The 24558-nt window shown below is 59.4% G+C and carries 21 protein-coding genes; 7 read left to right on the plus strand and 14 right to left on the minus strand.

Annotated features, from left to right (window positions below; all coding sequences use genetic code 11):
• The first annotated feature begins 10 nt into the window (after window positions 1-10).
• Window positions 11-979, plus strand: coding sequence for a polysaccharide pyruvyl transferase family protein (locus V6S97_RS20225; protein WP_099086343.1), 969 nt, complete (start codon window positions 11-13; stop codon window positions 977-979).
• A gap of 257 nt (window positions 980-1236) precedes the next feature.
• Here V6S97_RS20225 and V6S97_RS20230 read toward each other — a convergent pair whose 3' ends face one another.
• Window positions 1237-2226: a glycosyltransferase family 2 protein gene (locus V6S97_RS20230; RefSeq protein ID WP_111793073.1), complete on the minus strand. Its 990-nt coding sequence runs from the start codon at window positions 2224-2226 to the stop codon at window positions 1237-1239.
• Between the two features lie 110 nt (window positions 2227-2336).
• A complete protein-coding gene (locus V6S97_RS20235) occupies window positions 2337-2615 on the minus strand; it encodes an exopolysaccharide production repressor protein (RefSeq protein ID WP_003508530.1) in 279 nt (92 codons plus the stop codon).
• A 340-nt stretch (window positions 2616-2955) separates the two neighbouring features.
• Here V6S97_RS20235 and V6S97_RS20240 point away from each other — a divergent pair, with 340 nt between their 5' ends.
• Window positions 2956-3222: a DUF6074 family protein gene (locus tag V6S97_RS20240; RefSeq protein WP_020812422.1), complete on the plus strand. Its 267-nt coding sequence runs from the start codon at window positions 2956-2958 to the stop codon at window positions 3220-3222.
• A gap of 71 nt (window positions 3223-3293) precedes the next feature.
• Here V6S97_RS20240 and V6S97_RS20245 read toward each other — a convergent pair whose 3' ends face one another.
• Together V6S97_RS20245 and rpsU are read right to left on the minus strand one after the other, a co-directional pair.
• Window positions 3294-4190 carry a tetratricopeptide repeat protein gene (locus V6S97_RS20245; RefSeq protein WP_003508539.1) on the minus strand — a complete coding sequence of 299 codons (897 nt, stop codon included), beginning with the start codon at window positions 4188-4190 and terminating at the stop codon, window positions 3294-3296.
• 133 nt (window positions 4191-4323) lie between these two features.
• Entirely contained in the window at window positions 4324-4551 is a 228-nt protein-coding gene (gene rpsU / locus V6S97_RS20250; protein WP_003508541.1) for a 30S ribosomal protein S21, read from the minus strand.
• A 317-nt stretch (window positions 4552-4868) separates the two neighbouring features.
• Here rpsU and V6S97_RS20255 point away from each other — a divergent pair, with 317 nt between their 5' ends.
• Genes V6S97_RS20255 through V6S97_RS20275 form a run of 5 tightly spaced genes read left to right on the plus strand, consistent with a single transcriptional unit; the run spans window position 4869 to window position 10365 of the window.
• On the plus strand, window positions 4869-6122 hold the full coding sequence (locus V6S97_RS20255) for a sarcosine oxidase subunit beta family protein (protein WP_003508543.1): 1254 nt from the start codon (window positions 4869-4871) through the stop codon (window positions 6120-6122).
• Window positions 6123-6124: 2 nt separating this feature from the next.
• Entirely contained in the window at window positions 6125-6535 is a 411-nt protein-coding gene (locus tag V6S97_RS20260) for a hypothetical protein (RefSeq protein WP_035213317.1), read from the plus strand.
• A gap of 11 nt (window positions 6536-6546) precedes the next feature.
• Window positions 6547-6861 carry a sarcosine oxidase subunit delta gene (locus tag V6S97_RS20265; RefSeq protein WP_020809520.1) on the plus strand — a complete coding sequence of 105 codons (315 nt, stop codon included), beginning with the start codon at window positions 6547-6549 and terminating at the stop codon, window positions 6859-6861.
• Window positions 6858-9818: a sarcosine oxidase subunit alpha gene (locus V6S97_RS20270; protein WP_112357033.1), complete on the plus strand. Its 2961-nt coding sequence runs from the start codon at window positions 6858-6860 to the stop codon at window positions 9816-9818. Before V6S97_RS20265 ends, V6S97_RS20270 begins: the two co-directional genes overlap by 4 nt.
• Complete coding sequence (locus V6S97_RS20275; RefSeq protein WP_020809522.1) at window positions 9811-10365, plus strand: sarcosine oxidase subunit gamma; 555 nt, start codon at window positions 9811-9813, stop codon at window positions 10363-10365. The genes V6S97_RS20270 and V6S97_RS20275 overlap by 8 nt, the downstream gene beginning before the upstream one ends.
• Window positions 10366-10452: 87 nt before the next feature.
• On the opposite strand, the gene V6S97_RS20280 is transcribed toward V6S97_RS20275, so the two are convergent.
• The 10 genes from V6S97_RS20280 to V6S97_RS20325 form a co-directional block, all read right to left on the minus strand.
• Window positions 10453-11061: a hypothetical protein gene (locus V6S97_RS20280; protein WP_003508557.1), complete on the minus strand. Its 609-nt coding sequence runs from the start codon at window positions 11059-11061 to the stop codon at window positions 10453-10455.
• A 142-nt stretch (window positions 11062-11203) separates the two neighbouring features.
• Entirely contained in the window at window positions 11204-11743 is a 540-nt protein-coding gene (locus tag V6S97_RS20285) for a hypothetical protein (RefSeq protein WP_162697156.1), read from the minus strand.
• Window positions 11744-11850: 107 nt separating this feature from the next.
• Window positions 11851-12888: a DUF2332 domain-containing protein gene (locus V6S97_RS20290; RefSeq protein WP_112357032.1), complete on the minus strand. Its 1038-nt coding sequence runs from the start codon at window positions 12886-12888 to the stop codon at window positions 11851-11853.
• Between the two features lie 23 nt (window positions 12889-12911).
• Window positions 12912-13400, minus strand: a complete 489-nt coding sequence (locus V6S97_RS20295) for a MaoC family dehydratase (RefSeq protein ID WP_003508562.1) — start codon at window positions 13398-13400, stop codon at window positions 12912-12914.
• A gap of 54 nt (window positions 13401-13454) precedes the next feature.
• A complete protein-coding gene (glgX, locus tag V6S97_RS20300) occupies window positions 13455-15410 on the minus strand; it encodes a glycogen debranching protein GlgX (RefSeq protein ID WP_112278397.1) in 1956 nt (651 codons plus the stop codon).
• Between the two features lie 105 nt (window positions 15411-15515).
• On the minus strand, window positions 15516-17144 hold the full coding sequence (locus V6S97_RS20305) for an alpha-D-glucose phosphate-specific phosphoglucomutase (protein WP_003508565.1): 1629 nt from the start codon (window positions 17142-17144) through the stop codon (window positions 15516-15518).
• Window positions 17145-17148: 4 nt separating this feature from the next.
• On the minus strand, window positions 17149-18591 hold the full coding sequence (gene glgA / locus V6S97_RS20310; RefSeq protein ID WP_060723437.1) for a glycogen synthase GlgA: 1443 nt from the start codon (window positions 18589-18591) through the stop codon (window positions 17149-17151).
• Between the two features lie 5 nt (window positions 18592-18596).
• The gene (gene glgC / locus V6S97_RS20315; protein WP_003508574.1) at window positions 18597-19859 is read right to left on the minus strand and encodes a glucose-1-phosphate adenylyltransferase; all 1263 of its coding nucleotides are present in this window, start codon (window positions 19857-19859) and stop codon (window positions 18597-18599) included.
• 21 nt (window positions 19860-19880) lie between these two features.
• Window positions 19881-22088 (minus strand): 1,4-alpha-glucan branching protein GlgB, encoded by a 2208-nt coding sequence (gene glgB, locus V6S97_RS20320; RefSeq protein WP_003508576.1) that lies wholly within the window; start codon window positions 22086-22088, stop codon window positions 19881-19883.
• Window positions 22088-24550 carry a glycogen/starch/alpha-glucan phosphorylase gene (locus tag V6S97_RS20325; RefSeq protein ID WP_003508578.1) on the minus strand — a complete coding sequence of 821 codons (2463 nt, stop codon included), beginning with the start codon at window positions 24548-24550 and terminating at the stop codon, window positions 22088-22090. The genes glgB and V6S97_RS20325 overlap by 1 nt, the downstream gene beginning before the upstream one ends.
• Window positions 24551-24558 lie beyond the last annotated feature (8 nt).

Consider the following 24558-nt stretch of genomic DNA (forward strand, 5'->3'; position numbering starts at 1 on the left):
GAGTGACCTCATGAAACCTTACCACTGGGAATCTCATCACGGCAATTTCGGTGACGATCTCAACCTGTGGCTGTGGGACTTTCTGCTTCCGGGCCTGCGCGATGTGCATGACGATGTCATGCTGGTCGGCGTCGGCACCGTGCTGAACGATGTTCTTTTGCCCGCAAAGCAGCGCAAGCTGGTGATCGGCAGCGGCTATGGTTATGGCGCAGTGCCGGATACCAGCACCGAGTTCTGGGATATTCGCTGCGTGCGCGGCGACAAAACCGCCGCCAAGCTCGGGCTCGCCCCTGAAAAGGGCATTGTCGACCCGGCCGTCATGGTCACCGAGATGCCTGACTTCAAAGGCCTGCCGAAGCTCTACAAGAAGACCTTCGTTCCCCATTGGGAATCGGCGGAATTCGGCATGTGGGAGACGGTCTGCGAACCGGCGGGGCTAACCTATCTCGACCCGCGCGGCGAGGCGAAGGCTGTCATCCGCGCCATCGCCCAGTCGGAATTCATCGTCGCCGAATCCATGCATGGCGCAATCCTTGCCGATGCCTTCCGCGTGCCGTGGGTCGCGGTCAGCACCTCGCCGTCGATCAACAGCTTCAAATGGAGCGACTGGGCCGGCAGCGTGGGTGTCGAATATCAGCCGCGCTACGTGCCGGTTTCAACCCGCGCCGAGGCGGCGAAAAAGGGCTCGCGCTTCTGGGGCATGAGTTTCCCGCCGCCGCCAGGCCCGGTCATTGCCGAGACCGGTTCCGTTTCGATGCATGGGAACCCGACACATGAGGGCGATGTGCTGGTGCGACCGCAGGAGACCCAGTCCCGATCCCTGCGCAAGCTGGCCAAGCAGGTGCTGGCCGCGCCTTCCACACTGGCGCTCTGGCAGGCAAGCCGAGCGGAGCCACGCCTCAGTCCGGATGGCCGGCTGGAGGAGCGCAAGGAGCGTTTCGCCGCCGTTCTGGAAACGGTGAAGCGGGACTATCTCTGAGGGTCCAAGATAGTCCGCGGCGGTGCTTCCTTTCGCGCCACGGATAAAGTGCAGCGGCACCTATGCGTTTGGCAAAAGCGGAGCATCCGCAGGCCGTCACCCCGGGCTTGATCCGGGGTCCAGCGCGATCAAGTCATTGATCGCGAAAGACTCTTTCACGGAGCAGGCGTGCCGTGGCTGGATGCCGGATCAAGTCCGGCATGACGGAGGAGGGAACGGCGGACTTGTCGTCGTTCTTGCGGCAGTGGGTTCTACCCTCACGAAACCGGCGTGCCATCCAGCAGATAACGAACATCCCGCACCGGCGGCGGTTTGCGGAAGCGCGCGGTCTTGTCGGTCCAGATGCCGCGCGTGATGGCGGGCAGGGCGGGCAGCCGCGTCAGGGCGTGGCTCAGCGCACCGCCCATGCCCTTCTGCTTTTTCGCATCGAGAAAATGACGGAGTTCGAATTTGGCGCGGATATGTTTTTCATGTTCGCGCAGGATCGCCGTTTCCTCTGCCGAGAGCCGGCAACCGGCGAGAATGGCCTTGTCCGCCTCATATAGGCGGCGAAGATCTTCGGTGCGGTGACGGCCGCTCAGCGAGTTGCCGCGCACGATCGCGCCGTAACCGCAATGGCGGATGACCTTGTAACGTGCACCGGCGGCAAGCGCCCGCACGTAAAGTTCGTAGTCCTCGCCAAGCCGCAGACCGTCATCGTAACGCAATGCATGTTTGTCGAGAAAAGCGCGGCGTATCACCGGTTTCAGAAAGCCGGTCTCCCCGCGCTCCACACCGGGCCTGGAAATATTACCTTCCACAAATTCCGTGAGCGACAGAAACCGCGCCTGCGGTTCGAAACGGACCGGCTGCATGGAGGATGCGCCGGGGACCGATTGCTGGATGAAGGCAATATTGTCGGCCACGAGATCCCAGTCGTCATCGGCCAGCATGGCGGCGAAACGACCCCGGAAAAAGAAGTCGTCCGCATCGAGAATGCTGATCAACGGCGCGGATGAAATCGAGATGGCGTGGTTGCGCGCGGCCGAAGGGCCGCGATTGACATCGAATCGCACGACCCGCAGACGGCCCGTGCCATCATCCGCCGCATGCGCCACATCGCTCGTCGTATCGGTGGAACCGTCGTCGATAACCACGACTTCCCCGACCTCCGGCTCCACAAGGGCGGAGCGGATGGCTATATCGATCGTTTCGGATGCATTTTTCGCAGCGATGATGACGCAAATGGGCTGTGAACCACTCACCATGTGTTGTCCTTCTGCTTTGACCAACCGTCAGGATTTGGCCAGCAGAAAGTGTCAGGCGTGTGGATGCAAGCGATTTTTTTGCGGCGCAATAAAAGAAGCTGCGTAAAAACTCACATATCGGTCAGTTTGGCGCCATGCGGCGGCGGGCTTTTTACGGCGTCCGCCTGTATTGCCTCGGTGCCACGGTCCCCCGCGAAGGTTTCCCGCATGCGCCGTTTTTCCCGGGCGACCAGAACGAGAATCCCAATAAAATAACCGACTTGCAGAATGACCGCACAGATGAGGGTCTGGATGAATGCCGTATAGAAGGAGCCGTGGATGAAATATGTCGCAACCGCAAAGGCAAGCAATGCACCGATCATGCTGAAAAAAACACGAGGTGCATACATGGTGCTCTCCTCCCGAGAACGATTTCTCCATTTTTGACTGCGCTGCGGCATTTTTTTTCTTTGCAAGAAATATACGATGAGACCGGTGCTGTTTCAACACACATATACTTCTTCTAACGGTTGCGGCATGAAATTTCGGTAATCTTGATTGGTAAATTCCTCGGTAATTGCTGACTTCCCCCGATCGGGGCTGCCTTACCATGCGATTCCATGCTTTTGAGAGGCATAAAAGCCTTCTCTTGCGGCCATTGCTCGCTGTCTTACGTCCTCTGCAGACTTCGTTAACCATCTCGCCTTTAAAAAGTCGGTATTGATTCCTCAGCAAGAGCAAGGTGCCCGCGTGACAACGAGTTCAGAAGTAATAGCCTTTCCGGCAAAGAACCGTATTGCCGACGTTAAACGATGTGCAACCATGCTCGACCGGCTGCATGGTGTGGAGGCGAATGATTTCTGGCGCAGGGAGTGCCGTGAACTGGCCGCCTATCTGACGGAACTCGGTTATGAGGACGCCGCTATGCGGCGTGAAGTCATGGAGTTTCAAAATGCGGTGCAGGCGGAATTGTGGGCGGGTGACGCCACACCCGAGGCACGCCGAGACAGCCATTGAAACCTCAGCATTTTCCATAAAAAAGCCGGCGGGTGACAGACCCGCCGGCTTTTTTGTTCGTGCCCGTTTGATCAGGAGGCGCCGGCGCCGCGTGTGCGGGCAACGCCGTCAAGTGCCGGCTTATATTTCGGGTCGAGCCGGGCCGCATGCCCATAGGACTTGGCGGCCTTGGCCATCTCGCCGCGCCGCTCATAGACGAGCGCCTGGTTGGCCCAGGATTCTGCCACATTACCGTCAAGCGAAATAGCGTGGTTGAAATCCGCGAAGGCGTTTTCGTCGTCATTGAGTGCGACGTAAGAAAGACCGCGGCCATTATAGGGCTCCGGCGATGTCGACGACAGCGAGATCGCCTTGGAGAAGTCTTCGATGGCCTGGGCATGCTGGTTGCGCAGCTGGTAGATCAGGCCGCGATTGTGCCAGGCGCGTCCGTCGGTGGTTTCAAGCTCGATGGCGCGGGAGAAATCGTTGAAAGCTTCGTTCACGCGTCCGGACTGGCGGTAAAGATTGCCACGGCCGATCAGCGCCACGTCATAGCTCGGATTGATCTGCAGGGCGGCGTTGTAGTCCTGCAAGGCCTGCTGCTGCTGTCCGCTATTGCGGTAAACCAGCGCGCGGTTGGCATAGGCCTGGTAAAAGCGCGGGTTGAGCTGCAGCGCCTTGTTGAAATCTTCGATGGCGCGGCGCGAATCACCGGCGCGGCCGTAAGCCGAACCACGGACGTTATAGCCTTCGGGATCCTGCGGATTGGCGTTGATGACCGAGGTAAGCGAGGCGATATTTTCCTGCGAACCCTGGGCGCGGTCGATCCTGAACACATCTTCCGTCTGGTTGGATGTCGCGCAGCCGGAAAGACCGGCAAGGACGGTACAGACGACCAGAGAAGCGCGGAACCCTCTGTTGTTTTTTAATGGCACCCGGCGAGTGGAGGCATCGGAGTTTTTCACAACACAGGCGTCGACAGCGATCATTCGGTGTGGGTTCCCTCGCAGGCCGGTCTCACGATCGTTCTCAAGAACATTCTCCGGCCACAAACACAAAGAGCGGCGGCGAATTGATCGCCCCCGCCCAACAAGCATTCAAAAACGTCCAAAAGACGGCCTATTAACGGCCTGCGCGGGGGCCTGCAACCAGACCTTCGCGCTGTGCACGCTTGCGTGCCAGCTTGCGAACGCGGCGAACGGCTTCAGCCTTTTCGCGGGCGCGCTTCTGGGAGGGCTTTTCGTAGTAATCGCGCATTTTCATTTCACGGAAAATGCCTTCGCGCTGCATCTTTTTCTTCAGGGCGCGGAGCGCCTGATCAACGTTATTGTCGCGGACTAGTACCTGCACGTTAAACCCGTTCCTTTAGTTTGGTTATCTTGCTGTGTGAATAAAGGCATTCACACGCAAACAAAAAATGGTTCGTCCGGCTGTCGAGCTGGGCGATTGGTGACGTGCAATAACAGATCATTTGCAGCAAGTCCAGCCGCTAGCGCATAATCAACCAGCAAAATGCGGCCTGCCCGGAATTCCGCCTGCGATGTCGAAACAAAATCATTGCGACGTCGCAAAATGAATATTGCCTCCCATCCCGATTTGCCATGTGTATGATACGGGCCGGAACTATGTTTACGGCCTCTGGCCGGTTCTTGAGGAGCAGACTGCGAATGCGCAAATATTCCGTTTTTGCCGTGGCGCGTGAGGCGTTGCGGGGTCATAAAGGGTGGGATGCGCAATGGGCTTCACCCGAGCCGCGCAAGGATTATGATGTCGTCATCATCGGCGGCGGCGGGCATGGGCTCGGAGCGGCCTATTACCTTGCCAAGGAACACGGCATTACCAATGTCGCAGTTCTGGAAAAAGGCTGGCTCGGCGGCGGCAATACCGGCCGCAACACCACCATCATCCGCTCCAATTATCTCTATGAAGAGAGCATGGATATTTACGAGCATTCCCTGAAACTGTGGGAAGGCTTGAGCCAGGATCTCAATTACAACGTCATGTATTCGGCGCGCGGCGTGATGATGCTGTCGCACAATATCCATGATCGGCAGTCCTTCAGCCGCCATATCAATGCCAACCGTCTTTATGGCATCGACAATGAATGGCTGACGCCGGAGCAGGCGAAAGCCTATTGCCCGCCGCTCGATATATCCGGCAATGCGCGTTACCCGATCAATGGTGCAGCCCTTCAGCGTCGCGGCGGCACGGCCCGCCACGATGCGGTAGCCTGGGGTTATGCGCGCGCGGCTTCAGACCGCGGCGTGCACATCATCCAGAATTGTGAGGTCACGGGCATTCGCCGCGGGCCTGATGGCGCGGTGACGGGCGTGGAGACCAATCGCGGTTTCATTGGCGCGAAAAAAATCGGTGTTTCCGCCGCCGGTCATTCCTCGGTCATCATGAAGATGGCGGACGTGCGTGTTCCCCTGCATTCCAACCCGCTGCAGGCGCTGGTGTCGGAACCGCTAAAGCCTATCTTCCCCTGTGTCGTCATGTCCAACACGGTGCATGCCTATATCTCGCAGTCCGACAAGGGCGAGCTGGTTATCGGCGCTGGCACGGACCAATATAACTCCTATTCGCAGACCGGCGGCCTGCAGATCATCACCCACACGCTCGACGCCATCTGCGAGCTGTTCCCGATCTTCCGCCGCGTCAAGATGATGCGGCAATGGGGCGGGATCACCGACAACACGCCTGATCGTTCCGCTATCCAGAGCGTGACGCCGGTGCAGAACCTCTTCGTCAATTGCGGCTGGGGCACGGGCGGTTTCAAGGCGACGCCGGGTTCGGCCAATCTCTTCGCGCATCTCATCGCCCGTGGCGAACCGCATCGCCTGGCGGCGGGGCTAACGCTTGACCGCTTCCGCACCGGCCGTCTTATCGACGAGGCTGCCGCTGCCGCGGTGGCGCATTGATGCTGGCGGCGGCGGCTATGCTTGCGCTCAATATATCTGGCGCGGCTGCAGCCGTGCCCGCCGGCAGCGTCATTCCCGAGGCTAAGGATTTCCGCAGCCAGAAGATTGCGAAAATGCAGGGTGAGAAAGACTGGCCCTTCGTGGCGGAAAAGGGCCTGCTTCTCTGCGCGCCGAGCCTTACGACGAAGATGGTTTATTTCGTCGGCGAGCAGGACGACGGTAAGCAGGACTACCCCTTCGCGATCGACACCGACATGATGGCGGTTGCCATCGTCAATATGGGCCGGGCCTCGGCGCTGAGGCCATTCGATAATTTCGAGCAACTTTTAAAGCGGCTTTCTCCGTTCGTTTCGATGGGCAGACGGCTGTGTGACCAACCCGCCGGAACAGCGCTTCCGGAAAATTCTCTCTAGGTGGAGCGACGATGCTTCTGATCCATTGCCCCTATTGCGGGGAAGACCGTTCCGAACTGGAATTCCGCTGGGCGGGCGAAGCCCATATTGCCCGGCCGGAAAACATCGCCGATATTTCCGACGAGGCCTTCGCGGAGTATTTCTTCATCCGCGACAATGACAAGGGCCTCGTTTTCGAGCGCTGGCGTCACATTCACGGCTGCGGCCGCTTCTTCAACGCCGCCCGCGATTCGGTGAGCGACAAATTCCTGATGACCTACAAGGCGGGTGAACCTAAACCCGATGCTGAAACGGTCCTTTCCGCAGAAAAGGGAGCCGGGAAATGAGCGGCGATTATCGTATCAAGGGCGCTGGCCGTCTGACCCCCGCCAGAACCGCACGCTTCACCTTCGACGGCAAGATCTATCCGGCGCTGGAGGGCGACACGGTCGCGTCAGCGCTTCTGGCAAATGGCGTGCATCTGATCGGCCGCTCGTTCAAATATCACCGGCCGCGTGGTTTCCTTTCCGCCGGACCGGAAGAGCCGAATGCGCTGATCGATGTCTCACGCGACAGCCTGCGTAAGCAGCCCAATGTTCGCGCCACGGTGCAGGAGGTTTTCGACGGCGCCATCATCGCCTCGCAGAACCGTTTCCCGTCGCTGTCCTTCGATCTGAACGCCATCAACGACGTTCTGTCTCCGATGTTCGCGGCCGGTTTTTATTATAAGACCTTCATGTGGCCGAAGGCCGCCTGGCACAAGATTTACGAACCGCTGATCCGCCGCGCCGCCGGTCTCGGCAAGGCGCCGAGCGAACCGGATGCGGATCACTATTCCGGTCGTTATGCCCATTGCGACGTGCTGGTCGCCGGCGCCGGCGTTGCCGGCCTGACGGCGGCGCTCGCTGCTGCAAAGACCGGGGCCAGCGTCATTCTGGTGGATGAAAATGCCGAAGTTGGCGGCGCGCTGCGTTTCGATACCGGTGCAGTCATCGATGGTCTGCCCGGTTATGAATGGGCGCAGAAGGTTTTCGCCGAACTGAAAGCCCTGCCCAATGTGCGGGTTCTGACGCGCACCACCGCCTTTGGTTATTACAACCACAATTTCGTCGCGCTGGCCGAGCGCGTGACCGACCATCTCGCCACGCCCGCCAGACACCAGCCGCGTGAGCGGCTGTGGCAAGTGCGTGCGAAGAAGATCGTGCTCGCGGCGGGCGCAATCGAGCGCCACATGGTCTTCGCTAACAATGACCGCCCGGGCATCATGCTGGCTGCGGCCGCCCGCACCTACCTCAACCATTATGGTGTGGCCGTCGGCCATAATGTCGGGGTCTACACCGCCCATGATTCGGCCTATGAGACGGCCTTCGATCTCAAGAAGGCGGGGGTGAAGATCGCCGCCATCGTCGATTGCCGCGAGAACCCGGATCAGCGCCTGCTGGACGAAGCACGGGCGCTCGGCATTGAAGTGCTGGCGGGTCACAGTGTTTACAACACCGCCGGCCGCCTGCGCGTCTCCTCGATGACCGTTGGCCGCAATGGCGGCTCCAACAAGCGCAAGATCGCCATCGATGCGCTTGTCGTTTCCGCCGGCTGGACACCCTCGGTGCATCTCTTCTCGCAATCGCGCGGCAAGCTGAAGTTTGACGCGGCTAACCAGCGTTTCCTGCCGGATATCCATGTGCAGAACTGCGTTTCCATCGGCGCCTGCAACGGCACGGATGATCTTTCCGCGATCATTGCCGAAGCGGCAGCTGCCGGTGGCGGTTCGGTGGCGTTTTCCGGCGAGAATGCGCGCGCCTGGACGGGCGGCATGATCGGTGCCGCCGAAGGCGCGGGTGAGGGCACCGGCGTCAAGGCCTTCATCGATTTCCAGCACGATGTCTGCGCCAAGGATATTCGCCTTGCCGTGCGCGAAGGCATGCATTCGGTCGAGCATATCAAGCGCTTCACCACCAACGGCATGGCGTCGGATCAGGGCAAGATGTCCAACATGCATGGTCTCGCCATCGCATCGGAGGCACTTGGGCGGGATTTGCCCAAGGTTGGTCTCACCACCTTCCGCCAGCCCTATACGCCGGTCACCTTCGGCACGCTCATCAACCATTCGCGTGGCGCGCTGTTTGACCCCACCCGCAAGACGCCGATGCACGAGGAAGAGCTTGCGGCCGGCGCGGTGTTCGAGGATGTCGGCAACTGGAAACGCGCCTGGTTCTTCCCGCGGGCGGGCGAGGACATGCATGAGGCGGTCAACCGCGAATGCAAGACGGTGCGTGAGAGCGTCGGGGTGTTCGATGCCTCCACGCTCGGCAAGATCGAGGTGGTCGGCCCGGATGCGGCGAAGTTCCTGAACCTTATCTACACCAATGCCTGGGATACTCTGAAACCCGGCCGCTGCCGTTATGGCATCATGACCCGTGAAGACGGTTTCGTTTACGATGACGGTGTTGTCGGCCGTCTTGCCGAAGACCGGTTCCATGTCACGACGACGACGGGCGGCGCGCCGCGCGTTCTCCAGCACATGGAAGATTATCTCCAGACCGAATTCCCCGATCTCGACGTCTGGCTCACCTCGGCAACCGAACAGTGGGCTGTCATTGCCGTGCAGGGGCCGAAGGCGCGGGAAGTCATCGCGCCCTTCGTTGAGGGTATCGATCTGTCGCCGGAAGCCTTCCCGCATATGGCGGTAGCCGAAGGCAAGTTCTGCGGTGTGCCAACGCGCCTCTTCCGCGTCTCCTTCACCGGCGAACTCGGCTTCGAAATCAATGTGCCGGCCGATTACGGCGCCGCCGTCTGGAGCGCGATCCGCGACAGGGCGGAAGCCGTCGGCGGCTGCCTTTATGGCACCGAAACCATGCATATCCTGCGTGCCGAGAAGGGTTACATCATCGTAGGGCAGGATACGGACGGAACGGTGACACCTGACGATGCCGGGCTTGCCTGGGCCGTTTCGAAAAAGAAGACGGATTTCGTCGGTATCCGCGGGCTGAAACGCCCCGATCTCACGCGCTCCGGCCGCAAGCAGCTTGTTGGCCTGAAGACCAAGGACCGGCTGACCGTTCCGGATGAGGGCGGCCAGATCGTCGTTGATCCGAACCAGCCGAAACCGATGACCATGCTCGGCCATGTCACCTCCGCCTACTGGTCGGAAAATCTCGGCCATTCCATCGCTTTTGCGCTGGTGGCGGATGGCAGGGCGCGCATGGGCGAAACGCTCTATATTCCACTTGCCGATAAAACCATTGCCGTCGAAGTGACCGACATGGTCTTCCTCGACAAGGAAGGAGCCCGTCTCAATGGCTGACATGCTGCACGCAAAACGCAAATCCGTGCTTGAGGATTTTCACGGCGGCTCTCCCTTCGTATCGCTCAAGCCTGCGGCTTCCGCCTCGCGGCTGTCGCTACGCGCACGGGAAAGCGCCGTACCGGCGCTGTCCGAAGCGCTCGGTCTTGCGCTGCCCACCAGCCCGAAGAGTTCCGTCACGTCGGGCCTGCGTTCCGCCCTGTGGATTGGGCCGGATGAATGGCTGGTGATTGATCAGGGCGAAAGCGACCTGATGGCAGCGCTCGCCAATGTTGCGGGCCTGTTTTCGGCAACCGATGTTTCCCACCGCAACACGGCCGTCATCGTCTCCGGCGCTGGCGCGGAAGCAGCGCTCAATGCCGGCTGCCCGCAGGACCTTTCTCACGCAAAATTCCCTGTCGGCGCTTGCTCACGCACCGTCTTCGGCAAGGCGGAAGTGGTGCTGCTGCGCACCGCGGACGATACGTTCCGGGTGGAATGCTGGCGCTCCTTTGCCGAATATGTCGGCGGGCTGCTGCAGGAGGCGGCGGCGGACGTGGCGGTTTAGACTCTTCAAGCGCTTTAAAAAGAGAGCGGCTTATATCTGTCTGAAGACATGGAGTTTTTAAAGCCAAAGTCAGGCAGGGTGTTTAATTTAGAGGGTTTGGACATATGCAACGCCGGCTTCCAGTGCATCTTTGAACTTTAGGCGTTGACGATAACTGGCAAGAAAACCGGCTTTTACGGCATTTCCGCGCTCGTCCGGCGTGCCGTGGTGCCCGGGATTATCAACTGCGTGATCTCCCACGCTGAATTGTGCCTGGGCGATAACCGCTGCCGGGAAATTTGCGTTATCTAGCTTGCGGTTGCCCGCAAAATATCCCGCTAGATAGTCCGCATGTAGCTCTATTCTTTTTACGGTCGGCTGCCCGCGCAATCGGTCGTCTATTCCATATTTATATTGTGCGATATGCCCGAACTCATGAGCGCATACGGCTGCGATGTAAGCGGCGGGATAGGCTGGCTGATTGAGAAATTCCTGTAGAAAACGTAGGCCAAAAAGAACCGTACCGTCCGAGCGCCCCATATAGTTGGCCGAACTGGCATAGGCATTTTTCCCCTTCGCGTCGTCGAGATAAGTGAAGCCGGGCAGGACATCGAAAAGATTACTGAGATAGTTCAGGGTCTGCGCCAGCGCGTAGTCGAAGTCTTTGTCTCCAGACGTGGCGATTGGAGCCTGGCCGTCGACGTAGGAGAACTCCATCGTTTTGTTATCCGTTTCGGATGCAATCTCCGAGGCGGTTAGCGTGCATCCGTTATATGTCTGGCATCGGCATATCCCGGGTAGTGCGAGGCTTGCGCCGCATCCGACAATAAGACTGCGTCTCGTAATCATGGCGTTCACCTCAGGGGCAAAGTTCGGGAAATTTTTGACAGGCCTGATTATCCGAAGGTGGTTTTGGCACCGGATTCGGGTTGGGATTCGGGTTGGGATTGGGATTGGGATTTGGCGTCGGATTCGGAGTCGGGTTTGGATTTGGGTTTCCACCAGGCACCGAATTGAACTGAAAATTCTCAAATCTCTGCGTCATTTGAGAAAATGCAAGCTGCCAATCCGCATATCCATTCTGATGAACGGTCCGGCAAGTCAAAAAACTGCCCAACGGAAGTACATTTTCCCCGCCTATCATAACGTTATGAACAGGTCCAAGTTGTACTAGGGGTAGATAGCGACCTGTTCCACCAGTTTGTTGAAAAATTGCAAATAGTGCATGCTGCCCAAATGCAGATTGCAGTTGTGGCCCTCCCATCTGCAGTAAGGTGGCAATGTTTGCGCACGCATTCATGGCGGCTTGCGATCCCATTTGTTGCTGGGCGAGCACCGGGGTCGAAATTAACGTCCAAAACATAAGAATATTTATGATTTTTGGGGTTTTGATACGCAATTAGAATCCCCCTCTAGATAAGGTCTCAAGAAGAGGAGCATGGTTGTATTCATTTTACAAGTACTAGTTGGATTTTGGGCGATCTCTTCGTCTAAATTTTTTTGCCCTTATTTCCAGCCCCGCCATTGCACCCATCGCCCATGGAAATCGGCGCGGCCGATTTCCTGCTTCTCGCCGGTCGGCCAGATTTGCAGGGTAATGGCGGCACTGCCGGACGTCGCATCCACCTCCATTTGCAGGCGGGCAAGCGGGGCCTCCAGCGTGGCACGGGTTCCGGCCTCGGCGATCAGTGCCTCGCCTGCCTGTTTCAAGGGATCGGGCAGATATTGCCAGGCGACGGTATGATAGACGACGTGGGCAGTACCCGGATATTGCGTGGCAAGGCGGCGTTTCAGCCAGTCTACGGCGTCGGCCTTTTCGACCTGCAGGCCGTTCTCCACCGCAATCCGTAATGCGGCGGCGGTACGCTCCAGCCGGTCGGTCTGGTCGGCCCAGACATAGGACATCAGCCGCAGACGATCCTTGGCCGATGACGGATCGAGCGGGTTGAGGTCGCAGCCGGCGCGCTCGATAACCTCGATCCGCCCATGGGGTGGGGTATTGCCGCGCCATTCTGGTGACAGGATAACATCGGATTGTTCGCCCCAGGTGAGTTTGCCGAGGTGATATTGGTAACGGTCGAATTGCAGGTTGAGGCCGGCGCTGGCTCCCACTTCGGAAAGCACCAGCGGTTTGCCGGTCAATTCCGCAATCGAAAGAAAGCCCGGCAGCAGCACGGCGGAACGGCGAACCTCGTTGGTCTGCGGTGGTGATTTCAACCTTTCAAGGATGAAGGCGGAATGAAAACGCAGGGCGCTGGCGCAAGCCTGCCAGAGAGCCTCCTCGTCTTCCGGCGGGATATCGACAAGCGGCGCGATCTTTTCCTTGATGGCAAGCGCATGCAGGGCGCCCGCCAACCGCAGGGGAACGGAATCGCCGGAGGGGCCGACATCGCCGGGCCAGGATAAAATCCGCTCGCCCACCTCCGTCTGGCGGTCGAGCCTTGCTGCCACCGCGCGGCATAGCCGTGCGGTAAAGGGCGAGCCAAGGCTGTCGCAGGCTCTTGCCTGCACGAGAAACGCATTCCTTACGGCTTCGTCATGCATGCGCTCTCTCCCTTGCGGCGGTTTCAGGCGTCTTGCGGCCTGTCCTCCGGGTTGAACTGGCTGATGGTGGTCCAGCGTGCGGTAAGCGCCGGTTTTTTCTCGTTTTCGATTTCCACCGTCACGTCATAAGTCGTCATCAGCATGGCGGCCCCGCGAAAACGCGCTTCCGCCAGCGTGAACCGGCCACGCACCCGCGCGCCGCTTTTGACCGGCGTGACGAAACGGATGGCATCGAAGCCGTAATTGATGCCCATGGTCTGTTCGCGAATGCGGGGCAGGGCATCGTAATTCAGGGCCGAAAGCAGGGAGAGCGTCAGGAAGCCATGGGCAATGGTGCCGCCGAAGGGGCTTTCCGCTTTGGCGCGTTCCGGGTCGGTGTGGATGAACTGTTCGTCCAGCGTCGCTTTTGCGAAGGCATCAATCATCGTCTGGTCAACGGTGATCCAGTTGGAAACGCCCATTTCCGTGCCGACGCGATCCTTCATTTCCGCCAGCGCAATTTCTTTTGTCATGTTACCTCGTCCGCATTGTTTCCCGCGACTTATACGGCTCGTGACGCGAAGGGATCAACTGCGCAGATAAAACACCACCGAACGGGCGGGCAGGAAGGCGGGATTGCCGAAATCCGTACCTATGGCGCGCCAGCCATCACCCGGCAGGGTGAAGGGAACGATCTCGCGGCCGCGATTGATAAGAACGGCAAGCTCGGTATCCTCGCCGGTCTCCCGGTCCGGGGTGGAAAGCAGCATGGCGAAGGCCTGCGCATCCGGTCTTTCCCAATCTGCTGTCGTCATCGGTTCTCCGGCGGGGGCAAGCCATGTCACATCGTCCCTGCCGGAAAAGAAGCCCGTCTCAGAAAACACGCCGAAACGTTTGCGCAATGCGGCAAGAAAGGCCGTGTGGTCGATCAGTTCGGGGACAAGCGATGACCAGTCGACCCAGTTGATCTCATTGTCCTGGCAATAGGCATTGTTGTTGCCCTGCTGGCTGCGGCCGCCCTCGTCGCCTGCCGTCAGCATCAGGGCGCCGCGGCTGACGAAAAGCGTGGAAAGCAGCGCTTTCACATCCGCAAGCCGGGCGGCGACAATGGCGGGATCATCGGTCAGCCCTTCAAAACCGTTGTTCCAGGAATGGTTGTCATTGTGGCCGTCGCGGTTGCTCTCGCCGTTCCTTTCATTGTGCTTGCGTTCATGGCTGACGAGATCGAACAGGGTAAAACCATCATGGGCGGCAAGGAAATTGACGCTGCGGCTTTTCGCGCGGCCATGCCGGGAAAAGATCGGCGATGAGCCGGACAGCGCATTGGCCAGCGCCCCGGTCGTGCCGGCATCACCACGCCAGAAACGGCGCATGTCGTCGCGGGCGCGATCGTTCCACTCGAGGAAGCTTTCAGGGAAATTGCCGAGCTGATATCCGCCGGGACCGATATCCCAGGGTTCGGCGATCAATATCCGGTCGTAAAGCGCCGGGTCCGAATGCATGGCGGCCAGCGTCTCGCTCGCCATGTCGAAGCCGGCGGTCGTTCTCCCGAGCACGGGCGCGAGATCGAAACGGAAGCCGTCCACACCGGCATTCAGAACAAAATGCCTGAGGGAATCGACGATGAGCTGGCGAATATAGGGATGGTCGCAGGCAACCGTATTGCCGGTGCCGGTATCGTTGACCAGCACGCCCGGTTTTCCCTGTGGGTGGCGGAAGGCGGTGAGATTGTCGAGCCCGCGCAACGACAGGATCGAGCCCTCGATATCGCTTTCACCCGTATGGTTGAAGACAAGATCGAGGATGACGCCGATGCCTTCCGCATGCAGCGCCGCAACCGTATCTCGCAATTCCCGCACGCCGCCGGGGCAGAGGCGCGGATCGAGCGCCATGAAGCCGACGGGATTGTAACCCCAGGCATTGGAAAGGCCGAGCGGCGGCAGGTGGCGCTCATCGATCCATGCGGTGATCGGCATCAATTCCACCGCATCGACGCCGATTTTTTTCAGGTGTGCGAGAATGGCGGGATGGGCAAGTGCTGCGACGGTGCCTCTGATCTCTTCCGGCACATCGGGATGCAATTGCGTGAAGGATTTGACGGCAAGCTCATAAATCAGCCCGCCTTCGGCAAAATGCGGCTGATGGCGCTTGACCGGCTCATATTGGGAAAGGACCGCCTTCGGCATGATCTCGCCGGTCTCCGCGCCTAAGGCGTAAAGCGCTGGATCGTGTCGGAAGGGGCGGTCGATCTCCGTGGCATAGGGATCGAGCAGCAGCTTTGCGGGATCGAACCAGAGGCCGTGTTCAGGGGCGTAAATGCCGTGAGCGCGAAAGCCGTATCGCGTGCCGAGGCCGACGTCGGCGACGATCAATCTGTGAATATCGTCTTCGCCGCGCACCATCGGCAGGCGCGCCGTTTCTTTTTCGCCGGTTTTATCGAAAAGGCAGAGATCGATCTGGGAGGCATGCCGGGAATAGACCGTGAATTCCGTTCCGTTTTCCGTCTGGATTGCGCCTTTGGGGAAAACGGAAGTTGTCTGCATGATCAGTCTCTCCGGGGATGGTGTTTCTCTCCCAGAACGGAAAAGGGAGGCAAGGCCGAATGAGGGACGCTTTCAGTGCGTCCCTCATGAGCGGGCGACAAGCCCTTACGTAATAACGCTCGGCGCGTTGCGGCCGGTATGGGCCCTGATGCCGGCGATCGTATCGGCAACGGCAATCAGGTCGGAAAGCGCTTCCTGCGTTTCGATGCCATGACGGGCCGCATCCGCCTCGTAACGCTCGACATAAAGGCGAAGCGTCGCGCCCGCAGTACCGGTGCCGGAAAGGCGCAGCACGATGCGCGAACCGCCTTCGAAGAGGATGCGGATGCCCTGATTTTTGCTGACGGACTGATCGACCGGATCGTGATAGGCAAAATCATCCGCCGCCGCGACCTTCAGATTGCCGTAGCTGGTGCCGGGAAGCGTTGCGAGTTTTTCGCGCAGGGTGGCGACCAGCGTGTTCGCCGCATCCGAATCCACTTCCTCATAATCGTGGCGGGAATAATAGTTGCGGCCATATTCGGCCCAGTGCCTGGTGACGATGTCTTTCACGCTTTCCTTGCGCGCGGCGACGATGTTCAGCCAGTAGAGCACAGCCCAGAGGCCATCCTTTTCGCGCACATGGTTGGAACCGGTGCCGAAGCTTTCTTCGCCGCAGATCGTCACCTTGCCGGCGTCCATGAGGTTGCCGAAGAATTTCCAGCCGGTCGGCGTCTCATACATGCCAAGGCCGAGCTTTTCGGCGACACGGTCGGCTGCCGCACTTGTCGGCATGGAGCGGGCGATACCGGAAATGCCGGCGGCATAACCGGGGGCGAGTTTGGCATTGGCGGCGATGATGGCCAGACTGTCTGATGGTGTGACGAACATGCCCTTGCCGACGACCATGTTGCGGTCGCCATCGCCATCGGAAGCGGCGCCGAAATCGGGGCCTTCCGGGCTCATGACGTCGTCATAAAGCTCCTTGGCGTGGACAAGGTTCGGGTCGGGATGATGGCCGCCGAAATCCGGCAGCGGTGTGGCGTTGCGGACGGAACCCTTCGGTGCGCCGAGGCGCTTTTCGATGATTTCCACGGCATAAGGGCCAGTAACGGCACTCATGGAATCAACCACGACCTTGAAGCCGCCGGCGATAAGCGTGCGGATGGCGTCGAAATCGAACAGCTCTTCCATCAGGGCGGCGTAGTCGGCAACCGGATCGATCACCTCGACCGTCAGCTCGTCCACCTTGAAGCTGCCGATCTTGTCTAGATCGATATCGGCGGCATCCGAGATTTTGTAGCTGTCGATGACTTTCGAGCGGGCATAGATAGCGTCCGTGATCTTCTCAGGTGCGGGACCACCATTACCGATATTGTATTTGATGCCGAAATCTTCGGTCGGACCGCCGGGATTATGGCTGGCGGAAAGCACGATGCCGCCGAAGGCTTTGTATTTGCGGATGACGTTGGAGGCGGCGGGTGTGGAGAGAATGCCGCCCTGACCGACCAGAACCTTGCCGAAACCGGCAGCGGCGGCCATCTTGATCGCCTTCTGGATGACTTCGCGGTTGTAATAACGGCCGTCGCCGCCAATCACCAGCGTCTGGCCCTCAAAGCCTTCGAGCGCGTCGAAGATCGACTGGATGAAGTTCTCCGCGTAATTTTCCTGGGCGAAGACCGGCACCTTCTTGCGCAGGCCGGATGTGCCCGGCTTCTGGTCCTGATAGGGCGTCGTCTTGATGGTTTTGATCATTGTTTCAATGGCCTTTCGAAATAAGCTGGCTGTAAAGCGCGGCGTAGAGACCGGCGCTCTTTTCCCAGGAAACATCGGATTTCATTCCGAGTTTCTGCATTTGTGTCCACAGTTTCGGGTCGTGATAATAACGAACGGTCCGGCGGATCGCCTGTTTCAGACCATCAAGCGTGACGGGTGAAAATTGCACGCCTGTCGCCGATTTATTGGCGATGGCGGCATGGTTGGCGTCGATCACCGTATCGGCAAGGCCGCCGGTGCGGGCGACGACCGGAATGCAGCCATAACGCAGCGCGTAAAGCTGGGTGAGGCCGCAGGGTTCGAAACGCGAGGGAATGATGATCGCGTCGCAGCCCGCCTGCATGAGATGCGAGAGCGGTTCGTTGTAACCGATGGCAACGCCGACGCGGCCATGGTGCCGGGATGCCGCCGCCAGAAGCGCGCCTTCCAGCGCCACATCGCCCGCGCCAAGCACCACGAGACGGCCGCCGAGCGAAACGATCTCATCCACGGCTTCCGCCATGAGGTCGATGCCCTTCTGCCAGGTGAGGCGGGAGATGACGCAGAACAGCGGGCTGTCATCATCATCGATGCGGAAATGTTCGGCGACCGCCTTCTTGTTCAGCGCGCGGTTCTTGAGATTGGCGGCCGAATAATTGTCGTGGATCAGATGGTCCGTTGCCGGGTTCCAGACATCGGCATCGATGCCGTTGACGATGCCGTGCAGCACATGGGCGCGGCTGCCGATGACGCCGTGCAGGCCCATGCCGAATTGCGGGGTGAGGATCTCCTCGGCATAGGACGGGCTGACGGTGCTGAGCGCCGTTGCCGTCTGCAGGCCGCCCTTCAGGAAGCTCACATCATTATAATATTCGATGCCTTCCATGCCGAAGGAATGCGGTGGCAGCGCCAGTTTGCTGAAGATATTGGCGCCGAACTGGCCCTGAAAGGCGATGTTGTGGATGGTGAGAAGGCTCGGAATCTCAGGCGTTTCGGCATAACGCATATAGACCGGCGCCATGGCGGCCTGCCAGTCATGGGCATGCACGATATCCGGCCGCCAGCCGGGAAGCGCGCCGGCGGCAATACGGGCTGCCGCGAGCGACAGTGCCGCGAAGCGCTTCCAATTGTCTGGATAGTCCTTGCCGGTCTGGTCGAGATAGGGGCCGCCGGAGCGCTCGTAATAGGCGGGCGCATCGAGAATGAGGAGATCGAGCCCCTCATGCCGTACTTCGAGCACATCGGCTTTTTCGCCGAGCAGATCGGTAAATTCCAGACATTTGACGGGGTCCGTCACGGCGGCTTTCACCGCCGGATATCCGGGTATCAATGTCCGCGTCCTGACGCCAAGGGCCTCGAGCGCGATGGGGAGCGCGCCGGCAACGTCGGCGAGCCCTCCGGTCTTGATCAGGGGATAGACTTCGGATGAAACCGAAAGGACATTCATGGGCTCTACAGGTCCAGCTTGTCGATCATCGATTGGGTGATAAGGCAGATGCCGTTTTCAGTGCGGCGGAAACGTTTGGCATCCAGTTCTGGGTCTTCTCCTACAATCAGTCCTTCCGGAATGACCACGCCATGGTCGATGACGACATTGCTGAGCTGGGCATGACGCCCGATCTTCACACTCGGCAGTACTACGGCATTCTCAAGGCGGGAGTATGAATTGGCGCGCACGCCGGTAAACAGGAGGCTGCGGGTGAGGGCCGCACCGGAAATGATGCAGTCCCCGGAAACAACCGAAGACACGGCCGAACCGCGGCGGTTCTCATCGTCATGCACGAATTTCGCCGGCGGGGTGATTTCCGCATAGGTCCAGATCGGCCAGGACTTGTCGTAGATATCAAGGTCAGGCACCACATCCGTGAGATCGATATTGGCCTGCCAGTAGGCATCGATGGTGCCCACATCGCGCCAGTAAGGACCATGCTCGAAATCCGAGCGGACGCAGGAGTCTGCGAAGCGGTGGGCGACGGCTTTGCCGTGCTTTACGATATAGGGAATGATGTCCTTGCCGAAGTCGCGGCTGGAGGTCGGATCGGCGGCGTCGCGGCGCAGCGCTTCCATCAGAAATTTCGTGTGGAAGACATAAATGCCCATGGAGGCAAGCGCAAAGCCTTCATTGCCGGGAATGCCTGGCGGATCGGCCGGCTTTTCGATGAAATCGATGATCTCGTCTTTTTCATTCACATGCATCACGCCGAAACCGGTCGCATCCATGCGCGGCACTTCAAGGCAGCCGATCGTCACGTCGGCGCCGGAATCGACATGCTGCTGCAGCATGTATTCGTAGTCCATCTTATAGATATGGTCGCCGGCGAGGATGACCATATATTCCGGCGCATAGGGCTCGATGATGTCGATATTCTGGTAAACCGCGTCGGCGGTGCCTTCATACCATTGCGTTTCGGAAACGCGCTGGGAGGCGGGAAGAATGTCGAAGCTCTCGTTCCGTTCAGGGCGGAAGAAGTCCCAGCCGCGCTGCAGGTGGCGAATGAGGGAGTGCGCCTTGTATTGCGTGGCGACGCCGATGCGGCGAATGCCGGAATTGAGCGCGTTGGAAAGCGCAAAATCGATGATACGCGCCTTGCCGCCGAAATAGACGGCGGGTTTTGCCCGGCGGTCCGTCAGTTCCTTCAGGCGGCTGCCTCTGCCGCCTGCGAGGACATAGGCCATTGCATCACGCGCCAAAGGCTGAACTCTTTTTTCCGACATGGTGTCCTCCCTCTCTGTCTGTCAGTTTTCCGGTTCGAGCATGATCGTGGCAAGCGGCGGCAGGACGAGCATCGCCCCGATATCGCCGCCGGCATCGACCGCCTGAACGCGTCCGCCATTTCCCTTGCCGCTACCGCCATAAATTTCGGCATCGGTGTTGAGAATCTCCCGCCACCGCCCCGCCAGAGGCAGCGGCACATAATAATTTTCCCGATAGACCGGGGTGAGGTTGCAGATGACCGCCACCGGCTTTTCGCCGGGCGCCGTGCGCAGCCAGGCGAAGACGGAATTCTCGTGATCATCGACCACAAGCCAGCGGAAGCCGTCAGGTTCGCAGTCACGGGCGTGCAGGGCAGCTTTGGATCGATAGGTGAGGTTGAGATCGCGCACGAGGCGGCGCATGCCCTCATGCATCGGATATTGGCGCAGGTTCCAGTCGAGCGACCCCTTTTCGCTCCATTCGCTCCACTGTGCGAACTCCTGCCCCATGAACAGCAGCTTCTTGCCGGGATAACCCCACATGAAGCCGTAATAGGAGCGGAGATTGGCGAATTTCTGCCAGTCATCGCCGGACATCTTGGCGATCAGCGATCCCTTGCCGTGCACCACCTCGTCGTGGGAAAGCGGAAGCACGAAATTCTCGGTGAAGGCGTAAAGCAGGCCGAAGGTCAGTTCCTGATGGTGGAACTTGCGATGCACCGGCTCACGCGCGAAATAACTCAGCGTGTCGTGCATGAAGCCCATGTTCCATTTGAAGCCGAAACCGAGACCGCCCTCGTGGACGGGCTGGGACACTTTCGGCCACGAGGTGGATTCCTCCGCGATCGTCATGACGCCGGGATGGGTGCCGTAGACGAGCGAATTCATCTTCTGCAGGAAGCGGACGGATTCGAGATTTTCGCGTCCGCCATATTCATTGGGGATCCACTCGCCTTCCTTGCGGGAATAATCGAGATAGAGCATCGAGGCGACCGCATCGACGCGCAGGCCGTCGAGATGGAATTTCTCGGCCCAATAAAGCGCGTTGTTGATGAGGTAGGACATGACCTCGATACGGCCGAAATTGTAGATCGCCGTGTTCCAGTCGGGGTGAAAACCCTGACGCGGATCGGCGTGCTCGTAAAGCGCGGTGCCGTCGAACCAGCGCAACCCGTGCTCATCGGTCGGAAAATGCGCCGGAACCCAGTCGAGAAGAACGCCGATACCGACCTTGTGCGCGCCATTGACGAAACGGGCAAAGCCCTCGGGATCGCCGAAACGGGCGGATGGCGCATAAAGGCCGGTCGTCTGGTAACCCCAGGAGGGATCATAGGGATGTTCGGTGATGGGCAGGAATTCGATATGGGTGAAGCCCATATCCGTACAATAGGGAATGAGCTGGGCGGCGAGTTCATCCCAGCTGAGGAAGGTGCCGTCCTCGCGGCGCTGCCAGGAGCCGGCATGCACCTCATAGATGCTGATCGGTTGGCGGCGCTGGTCCACCTGCGCCCAATGTTCCCGGTGGGCCTGATCTTCCCATTTCTGCGTCAGTTCCGGCGCGGTGACGGAAGCGTTCTTCGGCCGCAATTCGGCGCGGCGGGCATAAGGGTCGGCCTTCAGGGGCAGAAGCTCGCCATTGGCGCCGAGGACTTCGAACTTGTAGGCGCAGCCGGCATAGACGTCAGGCGCGAAGATTTCCCAGATGCCGGTATCCTTGCGGAAGCGCATCACATGCCGGCGGCCATCCCAATTGTTGAAATCGCCGACGACGGAAACACGCCGCGCATTGGGCGCCCACACGGCGAAGTGAAAACCTTCGACGCCTTCGAGTTTCAGCGGATGCGCGCCCATCCTGTCGAAGAGCCTGAGATGCGATCCTTCACGGACGAAATAATCGTCCATGGGTCCGAGAACAGGGCCGAAGCTGTAGGGGTCGGTCACCGCCCATTCGGCATCGTCGCGGCTGGCGCGGTACCGCACCGGCTGGCGCTTTGAAAGATCGATCCGGCCTTCGAAAAAACCATCAGGATCAAGCCGCTTCAATTCACCTACGAAATTTCCATCCAGCGTGAGGACGGAAACCTCCTCGGCGCCCGGAATGAAACAGCGGGCGGAAAACCCTTCCGGCGTCTCGTGAACGCCGAGAAGGGCAAAGGGATTGGAATGCAAACCGCTCTTGATCGCCTCGATTTCAGCCTTCGTGATTTCGCCAGTCTTTTTCTCTTCGGCCGAATTGAGCGGTTTTTTCATCAGGCTCTCCAGATCTCGGTGGCATACTGGCGGATCGTCCTGTCGGACGAGAACCAGCCCATACGCGCCGTGTTGCGCACTGCTTTGGTGTTCCAGCTATCCTGATCGCTCCAGATCGCGTCCACCTTGCGCTGTGCGTCGGCATAGGCGTCGAAATCGGCGGCGACCATGAACCAGTCGCTGTTGTATATGCCGTCGATGAGGGCAGAAAACCGCGAACGATCATCCGGTGAAAACACACCCGACGCGATGGACGACAGAGCCTGCGACAATTCCGCAGACCCTTCGATGATGGCACGCGGATTGTGGCCCTCGGCGCGAGCTCTGGCCACTTCTTCCGCCGTCATGCCGAAGATGACGATGTTCTCAGCGCCGACATGTTCGAGCATTTCCACATTCGCGCCATCGAGCGTGCCGATGGTCAGCGCGCCGTTCAGCGCGAATTTCATGTTGCCGGTGCCGGAGGCTTCCATGCCGGCCGTCGAAATCTGTTCCGAAAGATCGGCGGCGGGAACCATGATTTCGGCAAGCGAGACGTTATAGTTCGGAACAAACACCACTTTGAGAAGCCCGCGCACGGCCGGATCGTTGTTGATGACCCGGGCAATATCGTTGGCAAGCTTGATGATCAGCTTCGCGTTGTGATAACTCGGCGCCGCCTTGCCTGCGAAGAACTTAACGCGCGGCACCCAATCCAGTTCCGGGTGGGAACGGATCTGGTCGTAAAGGGCGACAGTCTCAACAAGGTTCAGAAGCTGGCGCTTATATTCGTGGATGCGCTTGATCTGGATGTCGAACATGGCCGAGGGATCGACGCGGATGCCCATGCGCTGCGCCACCGTATTGGCAAGCCGCACCTTGTTCAGACGCTTCACCTCGGCAAATTTCTCGCGGAAACCGGCATCGTCGGCGAAACGGTCGAGTGCCGTCAGCTTTTCCGCATCATCGAGGAAATCGTCGCCGATCGCTTCCCTGATCAATCCCGTCAGGCCGGGGTTGCACTGCATCAGCCAGCGGCGCGGCGTAATGCCGTTGGTCTTGTTGTTGATACGATCAGGATAAAGGCTGTGCAGGTCGGCAAAGACAGTTTCCTTCATCAGCTCGGTATGAAGTGCGGAAACGCCGTTGATGGAATGCGAGCCGATGAAGGCGAGGTTGCCCATGCGCACCCGGCGCTCGCCGCCTTCATCGATGAGAGAGATGGAACGGATCTGTTGATCCGCCATCTTCTTTTCCTTGCGGGCGAAGAGCAGCGTATTGGCGTTGATGGCGTAAACGATCTGCATGTGCCGCGGCAAAAGGCGCTCGAGCAACGGCACCGGCCAGCTTTCCAGCGCTTCCGGCAGAAGCGTGTGGTTGGTGTAGGAGAAGGTGCCCTGTGTGATCTTCCAGGCTTCGTCGAATTCAAGGCCATGGACATCGCAGAGCAGGCGCATCATTTCGCAGATGGAAATGGCCGGATGCGTGTCGTTAAGCTGGATCGAAACCTTGTCGGGCAGCGAGGTGAAATCCGGGTACTGCTGCAGATGGCGGCGCAGAATGTCCTGCAGCGAAGCGGAGGAGAAGAAGAACTCCTGCCGCAGGCGCAGTTCCTGACCGGCCGGCGTCGCATCGGCGGGGTAGAGAACCCGCGTCAGGCTTTCCGCCTTGTTGCTTTCGCGCAATGCGCCGATATGGTCGCCGGCATTGAAGGCGGCCAAAAGAATGGGATCTATCGGCTGCGCCGACCACAGGCGAAGCGTGTTGACGCGGGTACCGCGCCAGCCGACGACCGGCGTGTCGTAAGCCATGGCGATGACGCGTTCGGCCGGTTTCCAGACGAAGCGCTGCGGATCTTCATAACCGCCGATCGTCTCCACCGATCCGCCGAAGCCGATTTCATAGGAGCTTTCGCGGCGTTCGAATTCCCAGGGGTTGCCATGCGCCAGCCAGGTTTCCGGCAGTTCCACCTGCCATCCATCCGCCATCTGCTGGCGGAAGAGGCCGTGCACGTAACGGATGCCATAGCCATAGGCGGGAATATCGACGGTCGCCATGGATTCCATGAAACAGGCGGCGAGACGGCCAAGGCCGCCATTGCCAAGGGCTGCATCCGGCTCCAGACCGGCGATGACGTCAAGATCGACGCCGAGCGAGGACAGCGCATCGCGGATTTCGTGCATCAGGCCGATATTGGAGATGGCGTCGCGCATCAGGCGGCCGATCAGGAATTCGAGCGACAGGTAATAAACGCGCTTGGAATTGTTGTGATAGGCCTTGCGGGTGGATTCCATCCATTTGTCGATGATGCGGTCGCGGACGACGAGGATGGTTGCGGTCAGCCAGTCGTGCGGCTTGGCGACCTTGACGTCCTTACCGATGCGGTAGGTGAGGCGTTCGATGATTTCCGACGCCATGATTTCCGGGTTGGAACTGCGCGGGGCGGGGCGGGGAAGATCGGCGGCGTTTAGATTATTGATCATTGGTCGGT

It is taken from the genome of Agrobacterium sp. CCNWLW155 (assembly GCF_036888815.1).
GTDB classification, from domain to species: domain Bacteria; phylum Pseudomonadota; class Alphaproteobacteria; order Rhizobiales; family Rhizobiaceae; genus Agrobacterium; species Agrobacterium radiobacter.

Bases quoted from the DNA above. Each gene is read 5' to 3' on its own strand.
- V6S97_RS20225 (WP_099086343.1), top strand. From the start codon at position 11: ATGAAACCTTACCACTGGGAATCTCATCACGGCAATTTCGGTGACGAT.
- V6S97_RS20230 (WP_111793073.1), bottom strand. From the start codon at position 2,226: ATGGTGAGTGGTTCACAGCCCATTTGCGTCATCATCGCTGCGAAAAAT.
- V6S97_RS20235 (WP_003508530.1), bottom strand. From the start codon at position 2,615: ATGTATGCACCTCGTGTTTTTTTCAGCATGATCGGTGCATTGCTTGCC.
- V6S97_RS20245 (WP_003508539.1), bottom strand. From the start codon at position 4,190: ATGATCGCTGTCGACGCCTGTGTTGTGAAAAACTCCGATGCCTCCACT.
- V6S97_RS20255 (WP_003508543.1), top strand. From the start codon at position 4,869: ATGCGCAAATATTCCGTTTTTGCCGTGGCGCGTGAGGCGTTGCGGGGT.
- V6S97_RS20265 (WP_020809520.1), top strand. From the start codon at position 6,547: ATGCTTCTGATCCATTGCCCCTATTGCGGGGAAGACCGTTCCGAACTG.
- V6S97_RS20270 (WP_112357033.1), top strand. From the start codon at position 6,858: ATGAGCGGCGATTATCGTATCAAGGGCGCTGGCCGTCTGACCCCCGCC.
- V6S97_RS20275 (WP_020809522.1), top strand. From the start codon at position 9,811: ATGGCTGACATGCTGCACGCAAAACGCAAATCCGTGCTTGAGGATTTT.
- V6S97_RS20280 (WP_003508557.1), bottom strand. From the start codon at position 11,061: ATGGAGTTCTCCTACGTCGACGGCCAGGCTCCAATCGCCACGTCTGGA.
- V6S97_RS20290 (WP_112357032.1), bottom strand. From the start codon at position 12,888: ATGCATGACGAAGCCGTAAGGAATGCGTTTCTCGTGCAGGCAAGAGCC.
- V6S97_RS20295 (WP_003508562.1), bottom strand. From the start codon at position 13,400: ATGACAAAAGAAATTGCGCTGGCGGAAATGAAGGATCGCGTCGGCACG.
- glgX (WP_112278397.1), bottom strand. From the start codon at position 15,410: ATGCAGACAACTTCCGTTTTCCCCAAAGGCGCAATCCAGACGGAAAAC.
- V6S97_RS20305 (WP_003508565.1), bottom strand. From the start codon at position 17,144: ATGATCAAAACCATCAAGACGACGCCCTATCAGGACCAGAAGCCGGGC.
- glgA (WP_060723437.1), bottom strand. From the start codon at position 18,591: ATGAATGTCCTTTCGGTTTCATCCGAAGTCTATCCCCTGATCAAGACC.
- glgC (WP_003508574.1), bottom strand. From the start codon at position 19,859: ATGTCGGAAAAAAGAGTTCAGCCTTTGGCGCGTGATGCAATGGCCTAT.
- glgB (WP_003508576.1), bottom strand. From the start codon at position 22,088: ATGAAAAAACCGCTCAATTCGGCCGAAGAGAAAAAGACTGGCGAAATC.
- V6S97_RS20325 (WP_003508578.1), bottom strand. From the start codon at position 24,550: ATGATCAATAATCTAAACGCCGCCGATCTTCCCCGCCCCGCCCCGCGC.